Genomic DNA, 15,299 nt, shown 5'->3' with positions numbered 1-15,299 from the left:
TATGCACAACACATATAGGCGCGTTACGCAGTAATCTCTTATTGTGATTTCATCGCAGCCAGTTTTTTCCCGTATCCTTTTGGGATCGCTGAGGCACTTCGACTAAATGGATTTAGAAGGTAGAGCGAAGCAGGATGCCAGAGCCGAGACATTCATCAGTTAACCTGATCATGGCATTATTCAAGGCTGCTGGCTTCATTATTGGTAAAAGCATAAACAGTTGCCCTTACGTGGATAAATAGAAGTGAATGCCTTCACGTCATTCTGCGGCAACTGTATTGCCTTGTTCATAATCTAGAAAAACTGCAAAACACGACGCACTAATTAGTGTGAGCCATTACCACCTCAAATAAGCCACTCAAACACCTGCAATACCTTCCAAAACGCCATTAAAGCAACAGCAAATCCTCTTTTTATATTTCACATGAAATAGAAGTAAACGATTGAATCAAAATAGGAACTCGGCTATGGTTAATGCATCAATAAAAATAAATTAAAAACGAGTAATTCTACAGGCTCGTTAGTTCTTCGTGAGAAATCGTATGAAATTAGCGATCGGAAACATAGTTTTTACTAAAGTGAAAAGTGAATACGATGAAGACTGGTATGATTGGCTTTCTTCGGAATTATCGATCCCTTTTCTGAACAACTCAAAGCTTCAGATAAGACTTGATTTCAATGATCAAGAATTAGATGAATTCAAATCTGAATTAGAGAAAACACTAAATAATACATTGGCTCTGGACAAAGATGACAGAGAATATCTCAAGGAGCACCTATTCGCATACTATAGAGACTTTGTCTTAGACGTCGGAGAAGAGTGCCTTGAAGATATGCCAGCTCAGGAGAATGAAGATGATATATTTGAGTTCGTACATATATCATCTTTATCAATTAGCAGAAGCTCTATAACTGAGGAATTTTTCTGTCAATTTACAGGTGGATGCGATTGGGAGATTGAACATGGGATTTCTATATCTTTTAAGGACGGGAAGAATCTAGCTAAAGTTGGGGGTTGTGGACACATAAATAACTCTGATGCTTACGCGGATAAATCCATGGATAAGTATATTTATTATGGCAATATCGTCAAAACATATGCAGCGGAATAGCACTAACAAGCGGTTGTAATCTGACCTCGGCAGTTGAGCCGGGAGTTGGTATGACTCCTACTTTTAAGTTAAACACACTGATCCTGTACTAGATCGAGTCAATATTAGCCCTGAGAACTGGTTAAAACTGATAACGCAGTTTACTCGTGTATTCCATGGTGCAGTCGGTCGACTATCTTCACAGACGAGCTATTGTGAAAGCTTAGGCTGGAAACGACGAGCGAACCTTAGTAACAGTGAAAGTTATTAGCCTAGCGCTGAATATCATTAATTAAACATTCACACTGCAACAATGCAATTATTTGGCTGTCTGTAATTAAAATTTTGATTCCGATAATCAGTTTTTATAAGTATTTTAAGCGTGGAAATATTTAGGTTTTTAGCTACACGGCAAGTTTTGTGGTTCAATTTTGAGAGATAAATTAAAGTGGGTATCTACATAAAATCCTTCTTAAAACACCTGTAATACCTTCCAAAACGGCAATTAAAGCAACAGCAAATCCTCTTTTTATATTTCACATGAAATAGAAGTAAACGATTGAATCAAAATAGGAGCTCAGCTATGGTTTAACCATCAATAAACATAAATTAAAAACGAGTTAATCTAAAGGCTTGTTAAATATTACAGTGGAATAAACTATGGCTACACATTTGGTTTCAGAAGTGCAACATCTTGATAGAAACCCACCAGAAATTCACTACCTAATGTTGGAAGAAAGTGATAATAAATATTATTTTCGAGCAGGTGAAGTCATTGGCAGAGGTGTCGCAAGTGGAGGAGGAGAAGCTAAATTCGATATAAGCTCACTTTTGAAAATGAATGGTTATGAAACGTTTTTAAGAGATACTGATTGCGAATGGATGCACGAAATTCTAATAAACGAAAACACAACAGAAAACGAAAAATACTTAAAAGTATTAAATCGGTGCAAATTGAAAAATATTAATATTTAACAAATTGCTCCACTCCAAAAATGCAGCTGAGCAAGGCGTTGAGGCTTTTTGAGAACGATATGACATCCACTGCATTCAAAAAATTAGATGATTTCCTTAACAAGAGCGATCACGAATCAATGGATTGGTGTGATGGCGGGGAGTCCGAAATGGCTGAAAAGCTTATCGAAAAATTTGACGAGCAAGATTGGAAAACACTTAGCGAAGTATCGCAAAACAGAAGTCTTCAATGGCAGGGCTGCTTGGTCAGTATTTTATGTCCTCAGTACGGAGCAGTTGCTCAATATATTCTCGTTAAAATGACAGGTAGCAAAAATCCCGACATTGCGTTTGCAGCGATGTATGCGATCTCATTTTACTGCGGTATAAACGCAAATTCTGCAGGGCCTTTTATAGATGACTGTATTGTACATGAAGAGTTTAGAGCCAAGCTTAGATTGAACTCAGAGTTTTTGGCATCCATTCCCCAAGTAGGTAATTTGGTGGGGCGTAATTATGAACTGTTACAAAGCATTCTACGCGGCAAGCCATAACAAAGAGCTGCTAACAAGGGGTATGAGGTAGCATCTTGCTTTTTGCTACTTTTTGTTTGAATGACCGAAATGACGCATATGCGACTGTCAGATTTGATTGAATCCCACTAACCAAATCTGACAGTTCAAGGTAAGGTTTATTCATATAACGATTTTGAACATTACCTCTTAAACCCCAGCTGTGGTTTAAATTTGCTGGTTTATACACTCTCTAATTTCATTCAAGGTGGTTTCTTTTACTAATTTACCGTCTTGAAAAACAACCTCTAGCAGTCCTTGTGCTTCTTCTTGCTCGGTTACGTCATCAAACAAGGTGAGCTCGCCATTGACTCGCTCTATTTTTAAGAGCCCTTTTGCTGATTTTTTCTTTGCATCAGTTTTAGGATCTTTAAAAATAGCTAAGCGTTCACCAGCTTTGACTACGCTCGTTGCTTTTACTGCTGAGCCATGTGTATCGCGAGTCACATATTGGTAGCTGTAAGAGCCAATACCTAATACGACTTTTGATGCAAAGCCTTTATCCATCAGCCTTTGTAAAATTTGGCGTTGACGGGTTAGCGTTATAGCATCACCATAAATAGCGCCAATGTGTTCATCAAGTAGCTTGTAGCCTTTTGGTGTTGTGGTGCCACCAAATATATCCCATAAACATTCGATGAGCCCTTTTACTTCACATTCCATCAGTTCAATGGTGTTGTTATCTTCAAAGCCAAAATATTGGCCATTAAAACGGTATGCTTCAAAACCTTTTTGTAAGACTTCTTTTTCAGCTTCATCTTGAGTGGTGAATAGTTCACTGTAATCAGATACCGGTGAAACAGTATAGCCTGTGAGTACTTTAACCGGATCACCTGAGTCCGGGCGTATAACTAATGTGCCGTCGCGAGCCATTATTTCGTTTTTTAATTGTGGTAAGTAATCAGTTACTAACGTCCAAAAGTCCCAAGTATCTGATACAACGCTTAAAATTCCTTTTGGTGACTGCTCTTTCATTAAGTATTTGAAAAACTCAATTTCACCTTCCATGATCCATGAGCACGTAACCGAATGTTCTGTTGCATCAACAGAGCAACCTACAAGCTCGTTATCTACATTAGCGCCGTAATATTTTTCGGCAAATAAAACAGCAGGAATGGTGTCTGTGCCTACCAGTCCTGATGCTAAATGACCAAAACCACTCATAGCGGCAGCATGTTTGCCGAACATCCCTCTAAAGCTAAAGTCATGCCCTTGGAAAGGTACAAACTCCATAGGCATTGCTGTTTTTTTTGCAAATTCTTTAAATACTTTTAAATAGGCAACAGAGGTTGTGGTACTTGTTTGGATTGGCCAGTTTTCGCAGCTTAGTACCGTTTCAATCATATTGGTTAACCATTGAAAACCGGCTTTAGTATTGACGATTGTCATAGGCGGAACTAAATAAGGGACTAGCGTTCCCTCTGGTAATGCTTTTATTTTCAATGGTAAATAACCTAAGTCATGTAAGTCTTCTAAATACTTTACATCAACAGTATAACCAAGCATTGAGCTCATAATACGTTTGTGATTAGCAACTGCTGTTGCCTTATCCACTTTGAAAAACTCATTCCATTCTTCTAAAAGGTAGCTTTTAATAAAGTACTGTAGACCAACAAACGCCACTTTATCGTTATTTTCTATGTTACTAAGCTTTCCGCTTCTTGATGTGAAGTTTGCATATACTTCACTTACGTCAGGGTGATAGGCGCGGCTATGGAATTCTTTATAAACATCTTTTTGCATACTTGCAGCTATAATAGTCATGGTGTTTTCCTTACATCTCAATAATTTCTAAATTAATGTTGTTACTATGTTTAAATTCATTAGCTGGTTTAAACGAGTCAGTCGTGTAAATTTTGTCTATTAGTCCTTCAAAAACATCAAGCCCTTTTGAAAAAATACCGTGGGTAATAAAAAGAGAAACTTCAACTGCACCATTATTTTTTAGAACCTTCGCAAGCTCAATAAATGTTCTGCCACCATCGCAAATATCATCGGCAATCAGCACGCTTTTACCTTTAACATCGCCAATAATTTCTGTTTTGATTATTTCGCCTGTTTTTAAGTTTCTGACTTTTTGTGCTTGAATAACCTCAGGTACACCATTGAACTTTTCTGAAATTTTAATGGTCTTTTTGCTTGCGCCCGCATCAGGAGAAATAAGGGTCAGCTCTCCTTGTGACAAACGTTGGCTTAGCTCTTCGCAGCGGGCGAGTAGCGAAATTTGTTCAATATTGGTCACTTTATTTATTAAAGCTGGAGATACATCGCTATGGGCATCCCAAATAGTAACTTTTGAAAAGTTTAAGTTATTAATAAACTTTGCCATAACAGCAGCACCTAAAGCTTCTCCTTCAACGCATACTCTATCTTGGCGTGCATAAGGAAAGTAAGGAATAACAAGTTCAATAGGTGTGCTTTCATTTGTTAATCTTTTTAACGCATCGACAGCAATCATTAATCTAACCATGTTTGAAGAGTTGGTTAGCCGTTCAAAAATCTCTATTTTTTTAGAGTCTGAAAAATTAGCGGTATTAAATCTGACATGTTCTTCACCACCAGAAAAAGTGAAATTATCATAATCGATTAACGATTTACTTCCTGCTGAGTCATAGCTAAATACTTTCATTTTTTTGTCCTTTGAATGTTTGTGTCCTAACGACACAAATAAGTTATCAAATGTACTCATTACATTCAAGCTATTTTTTAAACTAAATTACTGAACTTATGATAGGTGTATGATTGTACTATAGGTTGAAATTGAGAAGTGTTTGATTTATTGTGTCATTAAGACATTAACTTAGCGTGAGCATATTGTGGCTAATCATTACGATATTACTGAATATAAAAACCCTTTATTTACAGTCGACAGTGTACTGTTCACAGTTAAAGAGGGCGCTTTAAAGGTTTTAATGGTAAAGCGTGCAAGCGAGCCTTTTGCTGGTAGATGGGGTCTCCCTGGCGGATTTGTAAATGTTGATATTGATGACAATGTTGGCATGACTGCGCTGCGTAAACTTAAAGAAAAAACCAGTGTTGCCCCTCAGTATTTAGAGCAATTACAAACGTATTCAGGAGTTAACCGAGATCCTAGAGGTTTTAGTGTTACTTTGGTTTATTTTGCATTAATTGCAGAGGCGCAAGTATCAACTCATATAGCAACTGTTGATGATGCAAAATGGATAGATCTAAATAAACTAACTGAATTACCTGTCGCTTTTGATCATAAGTTTATAATTGAACAAGCAAAAGAGCGGTTAAAACAGAAAGCGCTTTATTCAATGATCCCCGTATATTGTTTACCAGAGCACTTTACTGTTGGACAGTTTAAGTTAGTCATTGAAACTATTCTTGGTAAACCAGTACAGCGAAAGAGTATTATTAGGCGTATTGAAGCAGCTGATATGTTTGAAAAAGTCGATGAAAAAGTGAAGTCTGGTGGTCGCTTAGCGCAGCTATATAAAGTAAAACCTGATGTAGATATTGTGAACTTTGAACGTAACTTGAGTGTTTAATGTATAAGGTGAAGCGCTCCTAGACTCATTTATAAGAGCGCTAGTTTATTCCTGCTTATATGAGTATGTACTAGCTCAGACTAGATTATATTGAAGTATTTTAAAATCGAGTTAGACTGCACAACCATCTTGGCTATCAGTCCCCCCCGAAGAGTTTAAAACTAGGTATAAATCGGCAAGCTAGGTGTCTTGAGTTTCAAGGGAAGATCATTTACCTGATTTAATAGTGTAGTAAATCAAAGTCTTTCAGACAACATTGAAAGGTTATTCAATTCGGAGAAATAAAATGACAATGAAATTTAATATAGAGCATATAGCTTCTTACTACAAGTACCTTCAAGAAAGCAGTAACTATCCGAAGGATAGTCTTTATGAGCTTTTTCTAATTGGTAAACTCTACAGAGATAAAGACGTTGTAAAAGAAATTTCAGAAATCTTAGAAAAATACGCGGGTAAAGCTCAGTTAAAAGCTTTTAAAACCCGTAATAAGCTTCCTGAAAAATTAGATGATACCGGAAAACTCATCAGTACGCTTGTGCATTTTGCAGCTATAGATCCAGGTTTTCCTATTGGCAAGCTATATAATATGCTGGGGTATACACGTTTCTTTTTAAGTGAAGAAAGCGTTGCTAAAAAAATAAGTAAAGATCCTTCTATTATTTTACGACTCCAAGGCATAACGGGTTTGAACATAACGAATGTATTTGCAAGTGGTATTCCAGAAGAATTTGGAACACTAAGTGGGGTAAATACGCTTTACATTAAAGGGCCGTATACAGTACTCCCAGATTCTTTTAGTAACTTTAAGAATTTAGAAGTCATATCGCTAAAAACCCCTTGTTTACAAAAGGTGCCAGAATATTTTAGCCAATTAAAGCAACTTAAGGAGCTCACTATTGATCAGGCTAAAGGGGGCGAAACGGTAACCTTAGAAATGCCTACAGATTTGCAGCAACTTAGTAATCTTGAAACTTTAAAATTAAAAGGCTTAACCACTAAAAATATTGATCAATTAAAACTTCCGACTTCTATAAGAATATTGGAATTAGAAAATTTAGAAAATTTAAAAACCTTACCGGACCTTTCTTCCTTGAAAATATTAGAAGAAATAAAAGTTTTTGATTGCCCTAGTCTTACCAAAATTCCAGATAACATCCATCAATTAAAAACACTAAAAAAAGTACGGTTTAAGCGTCTGCCAAAAGTTAAAGAGATTGATGATACTTTAGTCTTTATGCCAGATATAGGTGTTATACAATTAGATGACTCGATAGACATTATAAATACTAATACTACTCTACAGGTTTCTAAATTGACGCTTTATCGGGAAGATTTCCTAGCTTATATGATAAAAAACCCTGAAAGCTTTCCGAATTTAAAGGAATTAGAAATCTACAGTATTAAGGAATTACCACAACTTGCTTCCGGTTTAGAAAGTTTACCAGCATTAGAAACTATTGCTTGTTTTGGGATGAATGATTGTGATTTTTTATTCGCCAATCTAGGAGCATGCCGTAAATTATCTACCCTCAAACTATGGAACTCTGAAATAGAAAAGCTATCTGAAACGCTAAAAAATATAGACCTGCTTGACTCTTTAGAAATTCAACGATGTCCTAATTTAGTCATTGAAAGTGATGTGCTTCCTCAAAAAATTAACAATCTCGACCTTTTAAACATTAAAGAGTTTATTCCAGGAGAAAGGTTAATACAAACTGAAAAAGCGTCTTTTCAATCGCTAAGCATCTCCAATATGAAGAATTTTTTTAGTAAAATCGTAGCCAAAAGCTTAAGTCTATATTTTCCTAAAGCAACGGCAGATCCTGAGATTGACTATTCTGCTTATTTTCCAAAGCCAGAATACTTAAAAAAACTACAGGTTATTTGGTCAACAGCGGCTATAAAAGATGTTTTAAAACACTGTCCGCAATTAGAAAAACTGTTTATAGAAAATCAAAACGAAAGCGAAGCTGCACTTAATGTGCACCCTGCTACTCAATTAAAAGGATTAAAATTAGACTATTATAAAGCGCAAAATGTAAAAGAATTGCTTCAGCAGATGCCTAATTTACAAGCGCTCTCAATAGAAAATAACCAAATTATAAAAGATTTCCCTGCTGTACAGCTTCCTCATTTAGAAAAGCTTTCCCTATCGCGTACAGAGCTATCGTCTTTAGCAGCTTTAGAGGCTCCCAAACTAAACGATCTAGAGATAACGTTATGCTACGCTTTTGATAAAAAGGCTTATGCTGGGCTTAATCAATTTACAGCTTTACAGCGCCTTCACTTAATGGGCGTAGGCGACGATATTAAAACCATACCAGAAAGTTTAACCAGCTTGGATCTTATTGATTTTAACCCGCATCATAAAATTGAGAAACTTCCGGATTACGTTAAAGAGTTTTCAAATTTGGAAACGCTCTATTTCGACGGTATACATTTTATCGATTTCCCTAAATGGGTTGCTGATTTACAACATCTACAGTATTTAGGGATTAATAATTGTACGTTTGAAAATGCTATTCCTGAATATTTTCAGAAACTAAAATTGAAAGAGGTGAAATACTTCATTTCTAAATTTAGTGGTAATAACATACCCTCTAAAACCTATCAAAATTTGATAACACCCAATTACACGAAACTCAAAAAAAAATTCAGTCATGAAAAGCTTTCATTCCTTTTTAGTGCCGACGACTACTAAGATAAGATGCAAAAAGAATTAACTTACTTAATATGCACAGCGTAACCGTCCGGTAATAGCCAAATTTAAAAACTGACGTTGCTACTGCGTGGTGTTCTTTTTCTAAGGAGAACACCAGAGCACAAAAGTGACACCCATCTTAACGCTTTGCGCATCTTTAGCTGCTTTATTTTCTTGCATTTATAAATCGTTTTTTTCAACAATGCGCGGGGGTATTTCTTGTATTTTACAACAACAAAAAACAACAAATATAAATCTCTTGATTTACATTTAGATACAGAGTTAGACTGAAAGTATCAAAAAAATCAAAGGGTTTTCTGTCTGCAACTCGCGGGTTTAGATCCTTTTAATAAGTTGTTATGTTCTTGGGGGACATTGATGATCATCAGGAAGGTGGAAGAGAAGGACCTTGAAGCTGTAAGTGCAATTTGCATGGACTCTTTTTTGCAGTCTGTTGCAAGCACATTGTCTGATGAGGGGATTACAACCTTTTCGAATATCGCTGCGCGCGATGCATTCCTCGATAGGATGAGAGGCGATAACTTGATGCTGGTTGCTGAGAACAACGAAAATGTCGAGGGCGTCATTGAGCTTAAGGAAGGTCGCCATGTTGCGATGCTTTTTATTCGGCCGGAATCACAGAAAAGTGGTATTGGAAGAAAGCTGCTTATATCCGCCTTGAATCATGCGAAGGTTGAAACTGTTACCGTTAGCGCGTCGCTATCTTCAGTGACCGCTTATGAAAATTATGGGTTTGAGCGTAGTGGCGAAATCGGCGAATCGGCAGGCTTGGTTTATCAGCCTATGGAGCTCAAACTTAACAAGCCAATGCACGCGTGATTGCGACGTTATGTGACGATAGGGCTCTATGGAAACTGAAGCAATGAAAGATAACATGGAAAAGGTTTTAACACACCTTGAAAGTTTTCTGTGTGACTCAGAAGAATCAATGTTCAGTAGTAAAACACCTGAAGAGCTACTTGTTGTCGTTTCAGCAAACCTTGCCTCTGTTAAGTCTACTGGGTATCTTTCTAGCCCAGAGCAAATGGTCAACATGTTCTTACCTACTGCCTCCTTGCAAGAAATTGCAATGGATAATGGCTGGGGTAGCCAATACGTTGAGCTAGCAGATCATTTCGAGCAGGCTCTAGAATCGTGCAGTTAAAAGCACATAACAGCTTAGATTATGGCTGTGCAATCGAAAAGGCTTAACAAAACGTTGCAATTGACTTCGTATTGTCACGAAATGTAGTTTCCAACACGTTAAGACCAAATTTATCTTAATTATCTCGATGCTTACGGTATTAAAAAGTAATATCTTCTAAATGGAATAAAATTTTGAGTAGTAAAAATGTACTTTCGTATTACCGCGATTGCTATAAAGAAGATAGCGCGGATTTAAACCTATGGGATTTGAGTAAATTAAAAAAACAAGACTGCTTTGTGCTTGAAGGAAGGGATGATGTAGGCTCAGGTTTTTTACCGCGAATGCCTATTCCTCAAGAGTTTGCTGAGCCAATAATAAAGCGTGTTGAGGTATATCAACGTGAACGTGTTTTGTTGTATGTGCGTTTTATATTAGTCGGCAAGCTTGAGATAAAAGGTGAGATAAAACAAGTTGTTTCACCTATCTTATTTAATGAAGCCGTGATAGAAAAAGATGATGATTATTACTTTTCGGTTATCGACTCTCAACCTGAAATTAATGAATCGCTCACCCAACTGTTAATGCCAGAAGCAGAACCTCTTGATGAAACTGCCGATATTCAATCAGCTTATTTTTGGACTTCATTATTAAAACAAAGCCCATTAGCGCTAAACGTATTTGAACTTTTAAATTATCCTGAGCTTGTTAATTATGCCAAAATAAAAAAAGCCTTAAAAAGTAAAAATTTGACACTTTTACCTGCCTCTATGCTGGTGTTTGTTGAACGTTCAAGCAGCAGTCGAGGGGTGATCCATGAGCTCGAAGAAATAATAGCCTCAAAGATGCTTTCGCCCCCTATAGATGCTTTAATTTCAAATGATTTGCCGCCGAACACGGCTAAGTCGTTAAAGTATGACTACTTACCAGGCTTATTGTCAGCACCACAAAAGAAAGTTATTTCGATTGCTGCTAATGCGCATTTAGGCTGTGTGTCAGGGCCGCCAGGTACAGGGAAAAGTTATACCATTGCCGCAGTTGCTGCAGAGCACATGGCGCGAGGTGAGTCAGTACTTATTGTCGCGAATAATGACCCGGCACTTGATGTGATTGCCGATAAATTGAATGAGAATTTTGCGTTAAGTGAAGTATCAATCAGGGCTGGGCAAAAAGAGTTTTTAAAAAATCTAAAAGCGTATATTGCAGACTTATTGTCTGGTTATTTAGCGGATGAGCAGGAAAAAGCCCCTGCTATTTTTGAATCAGAGCTAAAAGCACAAAATGTGTTACTTAATGATTTAGAGCAACGGTTTGATAAGTTTTGTCGCAAAGCGATAATCCGAGGTCAACGCCTTAAAAGGCTTGAAGATAAAGACATTCAATGGTTAAGCAATTTATATCTCAAGTGGGCTCAGCGCAGTATTAAAAAGCTTGCAAAACAGTGGTCTGCTTTAGATGAAATTAACGATCAACAAACAAAAAGAGAGCTGCTGGCTAGTCGTTATTTAACCGTGTTAAAGAATACTAATTTGCGAACGTTAGTTAACACTCAGCGTAAATCGCTGCAGGCGTTTAATCAGGCTATTCGCAGTCGTACTTCTAAAAGGCAGTTTGAGCTGTTTGATAATATAGAATACTCATCATTGCTAGCGGCGTTTCCTGTGTGGTTAGTGAGTTTGAATTCGCTGTATAGGGTATTACCCTTAAAGCCGCAAATGTTTGATTTAGTTATTATCGATGAAGCAACACAGTGCAATATTAGCAGTTGTTTACCAGCACTTTATCGTGCAAAACGAGCGCTTGTAGTTGGCGATACAAAGCAATTAAGGCATTACTCTTTTTTAGCAAAATCAAAAGAGGCTCAGCTTCGCACTAAGAATCAACTATCACTCTCGAGTGAGGGGGTTGTTAGTTATCGTGATAATTCAATTTTAGATTTGACATTAAATACACTCAATAGCGATCAGCAATTAGCCTTTTTAGATGAGCATTTTAGAAGTAAACCTGAGTTAATTCATTTTAGTAACCGCTATTTTTATCAATCAAAATTAAAAGTAATGCAGCATCGCCCTTGTACAAGCAGTGGGCATTTATTTATCCATCGCGTTAATGGTGAAAGAGATAAAAATGGCGTTAATCAGCTCGAAGCCAACGCTGTAATCGCGAGCATAAAACAGCAAATGAGTGATGATCGAGAAGCGGGTGTTTATCACAGTATCGGAATTGTTTCGCCATTTCGAAGCCAAGCAGATTTTATAGCAAAGCAAATAGACGCTAATTTTAGTGACGCTGAAATAATTAAACATAAGCTCAGAGCCGCCACTCCTTTTGGTTTTCAGGGGGAGGAACGCGATGTTATGTTGATCTCTTTTGCCGTCGATAATGATGCAAAACGTGCGGCAGTATATTTAAATAAAGCAGATGTTTTTAACGTGACTATAACGCGGGCAAGACAAGCACAGCATTTATTTTTATCCATTGATGAAACACAGTTACCAGAACATTATTTATTAAGACGTTACTTAGGCTCGGTAAGTGAGTTTGCAGCCGCTCATACGTGTTTGTCTGATGTCGATGATTTTCAACGCGATGTAATACAAGAGCTGATGAAATTGCAGATAGAAACATGGCCTGGGTATGCTGTTGCGGGGACCGAGGTTGATATTTTATGCCGCTATCATGGCCGCTACTTAGCTGTCGATCTGATTGGTTACCCTGGACCTTGGGCTGATTTCTTTGAACTGGATACCTATAAGCTATTTAGTCGTGCCAATATTGAAATGCTACCCATAAGCTATGGCTTATGGGTTGTCGATAGAGATACCTGTATGCAAGCAATTGTTAGTCGGTTGAAGATGAGTAACAACAAGACTTAATATTTATTTAGGCTTGTTGTGTACTGGCATCTTTAACTTCTTTAGTTTCGAACAAGTTTACTTCGGCACTTGATTGGCTGACGCTGTTTTTTTGTAAGGCAATATAGAGATCTGAATGCACGTAGATGCCGTCTTTACCGGATGTCATACCAGCAATTTCAAACCATGATAGTAATTGCCGCTTTCTGCCAGCAAGTTCTAATCGAATACCACGTTTTTTAAATATCACGTCTAAATCGGCGAGCATGGCCATGACACTTAAATCTAAATGGGTGAAGCAGGGGACTGCGTCGATAATAACGCATTGCGTGTCGTCTTTTTGCCGCGCATATTGTTCTAGCAAACGCCGTTTAAAGTAACCGGCATTAAAGTAAGTTAAAGGAGAATTAAAACGATAAATAAAGACTCCTTGTACTGACTTTGCTTTATCTGTGGCATCAAGGCTCCTAACAACGCCCTTAATATCAACACCTAATATATTGTCGGTAGGGCGCATTACGGTGCGAATAAACTGGAATAACCCCAATAGTACAGCGAGAGTGATGCCTGGTATTACGCCAATAAATAACACTGCGAATAAGGTGGCTAGCGCAAGGTAAAATGCTTGTTTGTCTTTACGCTTTAATAGCCAAATGGCTTTTAAGTCTAATAAATGGATTGAAGCAATAATAAGCACAACACCTAATGCTGCACTGGGAATAAATTCTAGGGGAGCGGTTAAAAATAGGGCGATAACAGCAATAATTCCCGCTGCGATAATCGACACTAATTGCGTTTTACCACCGGAATCATCGTTAACAGCTGTACGAGAGTCTGCACCACTGACAGCAAAACCTTGTGATAAAGCAGAGCCAATGTTCGCAATACCTAACGCTCTAAACTCTTTGTCAGCATCTATGTCGTAACCATTTTTAGCTGCAAAACTGCGAGCGGTTAGCATCATACTGACAAAGCTAACTATTGCTAAGTTAAGTGCAGGCACGACAAGTTCACGAATAATACCAATATCATAAATAGGGGTGTTAAACACTGGAAGGCCACCGGTTACAGTGCCAATTGTGTTGATATCAAACTGCTTTAAATTAAAAACCCACACTAATAGGGCACCAAATGCGATAGCAAACATAGATGCTGGCCAAGTCGGTTTTAGTCGCTTCATGGCAAAAAAAACACCGAGGGTAAACAGGGCCATTAATAGAGTAGGAATGTGGGTTTGTGATAAATAAGTAGGCACACCTCCTAATCGTTCAAGTAAATATCTGTCATCGAAGGTAAAACCGAATACTTTAGAAAATTGGCTGACAATAATCGTAATTGCAACACCGTTTAATAAGCCCATTAAAATAGGCTTGGATAAGAAGTCTGCTAATACCCCTAATTTAAATCGGCTAGCAATAAAGCACCAAAAGCCAGTCATCGCGGTCATAGTTACAACGAGTTGCCAGTGTTTAACACTGTCCCCAGCTGCAAGTGGTGTCACCACCGCAGCAATAACCGCACATGTTGCTGCATCTGGTCCGACAATCAATTGTTTGGAAGTACCAAACAAGGCATATAAAATCATAGGTAATATGCATGAATATAGCCCGACAGCGGCGTTAACCCCAGTAAGTTGTGCATACGCGATAGCAACAGGTAGAGCAACGGCGGCAACGGATAACGCAGCCCTCACATCATCAGCAAACCACTTTCGTTCATAATGAAGTAAAGTGTTTAAACCCGGCATAAAATCATACAAACGCGACAGCACTAAAGTTTCCTTATTTAATCGTAAGCACACTTGGATAGTAAATTTAATATACCAACAAGTATAGCTCAGGGTTGAGGATTTTTTAATAAATAGCAGATACTTAGACTTAGGACTACTTTTGGTTCAGTGTTAAGTCTGATGAAAAAGTTTAAGGATATGCGATATTAGCTGGTTGGTGTTACCACATCGCTAATATCATACTAGATGGTGGTTAAGATAAAACCAGCGCAGAGCAATGGCTTTATCTTAGAGTGTGTAAATGCTTATTAGAAACTTTTAGCGTGCAGAGTATTGGTGAGCCTTTAATACTTCAAGAGAGACTACTTGTAACGATTTTTCATGGGTGGCCTCAAGTATAACCGGCGGAGCTACGTTTTCAGCAACCGCATGGTGCCAGCGCACGGCACATAAACACCATTTATCACCAGCCTTTAGGCCTGCAAAATCGTACATTGGATTAGGCGTTATCAAGTCATTGCCTTGTGCTTTTGAAAACTGTAAAAATTCATCAGTCATGATGGCACATACACTGTGGTTACCAACATCAGATGCAGGGACATAGCAAAATCCTTCTCGAGTGTAGCCTGTATTCCCGCAGCACAAATGCAAGCGCGTACCTAATACATTTAATTGATTGCTCATAAAACTACCTTGTTATAATTTGTATTGTTTTACATTGAGTCTGCTTTCAGACTA

Annotated in this window: 12 protein-coding genes; 8 read left to right on the top strand and 4 right to left on the bottom strand. The window is 37.7% G+C overall.

The features are described 5' to 3' along the window. Nucleotides 1-542: 542 nt before the first annotated feature. From H5158_RS12720 to H5158_RS12710, 3 genes are all read left to right on the top strand, one after another. Complete coding sequence (locus H5158_RS12720) at nt 543-1,112, top strand: DUF6985 domain-containing protein (RefSeq protein WP_182717984.1); 570 nt, start codon at nt 543-545, stop codon at nt 1,110-1,112. Nucleotides 1,113-1,751: 639 nt separating this feature from the next. Next, nucleotides 1,752-2,066, top strand: a complete 315-nt coding sequence (locus tag H5158_RS12715; protein ID WP_182717985.1) for a hypothetical protein — start codon at nt 1,752-1,754, stop codon at nt 2,064-2,066. Between the two features lie 59 nt (nt 2,067-2,125). After that, nucleotides 2,126-2,599 (top strand): hypothetical protein, encoded by a 474-nt coding sequence (locus H5158_RS12710; protein ID WP_182717986.1) that lies wholly within the window; start codon nt 2,126-2,128, stop codon nt 2,597-2,599. A gap of 186 nt (nt 2,600-2,785) precedes the next feature. Here the strand turns inward: H5158_RS12710 and H5158_RS12705 are convergent, their stop codons facing one another. Together H5158_RS12705 and prs are read right to left on the bottom strand one after the other, a co-directional pair. Then, on the bottom strand, nt 2,786-4,381 hold the full coding sequence (locus H5158_RS12705) for a nicotinate phosphoribosyltransferase (protein WP_182740138.1): 1,596 nt from the start codon (nt 4,379-4,381) through the stop codon (nt 2,786-2,788). Between the two features lie 10 nt (nt 4,382-4,391). Continuing rightward, a complete protein-coding gene (prs, locus tag H5158_RS12700) occupies nt 4,392-5,246 on the bottom strand; it encodes a ribose-phosphate diphosphokinase (protein ID WP_182740137.1) in 855 nt (284 codons plus the stop codon). A 187-nt stretch (nt 5,247-5,433) separates the two neighbouring features. Between prs and H5158_RS12695 the strand changes: the two genes are divergently transcribed. From H5158_RS12695 to H5158_RS12675, 5 genes are all read left to right on the top strand, one after another. Next, nucleotides 5,434-6,132 carry an NrtR DNA-binding winged helix domain-containing protein gene (locus tag H5158_RS12695; protein WP_149981773.1) on the top strand — a complete coding sequence of 233 codons (699 nt, stop codon included), beginning with the start codon at nt 5,434-5,436 and terminating at the stop codon, nt 6,130-6,132. A 286-nt stretch (nt 6,133-6,418) separates the two neighbouring features. Continuing rightward, nucleotides 6,419-8,833 (top strand): hypothetical protein, encoded by a 2,415-nt coding sequence (locus tag H5158_RS12690; RefSeq protein ID WP_182740136.1) that lies wholly within the window; start codon nt 6,419-6,421, stop codon nt 8,831-8,833. Nucleotides 8,834-9,211: 378 nt separating this feature from the next. Beyond that, nucleotides 9,212-9,673, top strand: a complete 462-nt coding sequence (locus tag H5158_RS12685; RefSeq protein WP_182717989.1) for a GNAT family N-acetyltransferase — start codon at nt 9,212-9,214, stop codon at nt 9,671-9,673. A 28-nt stretch (nt 9,674-9,701) separates the two neighbouring features. Next, the gene (locus H5158_RS12680; RefSeq protein WP_182717990.1) at nt 9,702-9,998 is read left to right on the top strand and encodes a hypothetical protein; all 297 of its coding nucleotides are present in this window, start codon (nt 9,702-9,704) and stop codon (nt 9,996-9,998) included. 173 nt (nt 9,999-10,171) lie between these two features. After that, nucleotides 10,172-12,853 (top strand): DEAD/DEAH box helicase, encoded by a 2,682-nt coding sequence (locus tag H5158_RS12675; protein ID WP_220491299.1) that lies wholly within the window; start codon nt 10,172-10,174, stop codon nt 12,851-12,853. A gap of 7 nt (nt 12,854-12,860) precedes the next feature. Here the strand turns inward: H5158_RS12675 and H5158_RS12670 are convergent, their stop codons facing one another. Continuing rightward, a complete protein-coding gene (locus tag H5158_RS12670) occupies nt 12,861-14,603 on the bottom strand; it encodes a SulP family inorganic anion transporter (protein WP_182740135.1) in 1,743 nt (580 codons plus the stop codon). Nucleotides 14,604-14,879: 276 nt separating this feature from the next. Then, entirely contained in the window at nt 14,880-15,245 is a 366-nt protein-coding gene (locus tag H5158_RS12665; protein ID WP_149981770.1) for a DUF2237 family protein, read from the bottom strand. Nucleotides 15,246-15,299 lie beyond the last annotated feature (54 nt).

Source organism: Pseudoalteromonas sp. SR45-6 (assembly GCF_014163545.1).
Classification (GTDB): domain Bacteria; phylum Pseudomonadota; class Gammaproteobacteria; order Enterobacterales; family Alteromonadaceae; genus Pseudoalteromonas; species Pseudoalteromonas rhizosphaerae.
Note: the sequence above shows the minus strand (reverse complement) of the source record. Positions and strands in the feature narration are given on the sequence as shown.

Coding starts and splice junctions, on each gene's coding strand:
- H5158_RS12690 (WP_182740136.1), top strand. CDS start 6,419: ATGACAATGAAATTTAATATAGAGCATATAGCTTCTTACTACAAGTAC.
- H5158_RS12685 (WP_182717989.1), top strand. CDS start 9,212: ATGATCATCAGGAAGGTGGAAGAGAAGGACCTTGAAGCTGTAAGTGCA.
- H5158_RS12665 (WP_149981770.1), bottom strand. CDS start 15,245: ATGAGCAATCAATTAAATGTATTAGGTACGCGCTTGCATTTGTGCTGC.
- H5158_RS12710 (WP_182717986.1), top strand. CDS start 2,126: ATGACATCCACTGCATTCAAAAAATTAGATGATTTCCTTAACAAGAGC.
- H5158_RS12720 (WP_182717984.1), top strand. CDS start 543: ATGAAATTAGCGATCGGAAACATAGTTTTTACTAAAGTGAAAAGTGAA.
- prs (WP_182740137.1), bottom strand. CDS start 5,246: ATGAAAGTATTTAGCTATGACTCAGCAGGAAGTAAATCGTTAATCGAT.
- H5158_RS12715 (WP_182717985.1), top strand. CDS start 1,752: ATGGCTACACATTTGGTTTCAGAAGTGCAACATCTTGATAGAAACCCA.
- H5158_RS12680 (WP_182717990.1), top strand. CDS start 9,702: ATGGAAACTGAAGCAATGAAAGATAACATGGAAAAGGTTTTAACACAC.
- H5158_RS12705 (WP_182740138.1), bottom strand. CDS start 4,381: ATGACTATTATAGCTGCAAGTATGCAAAAAGATGTTTATAAAGAATTC.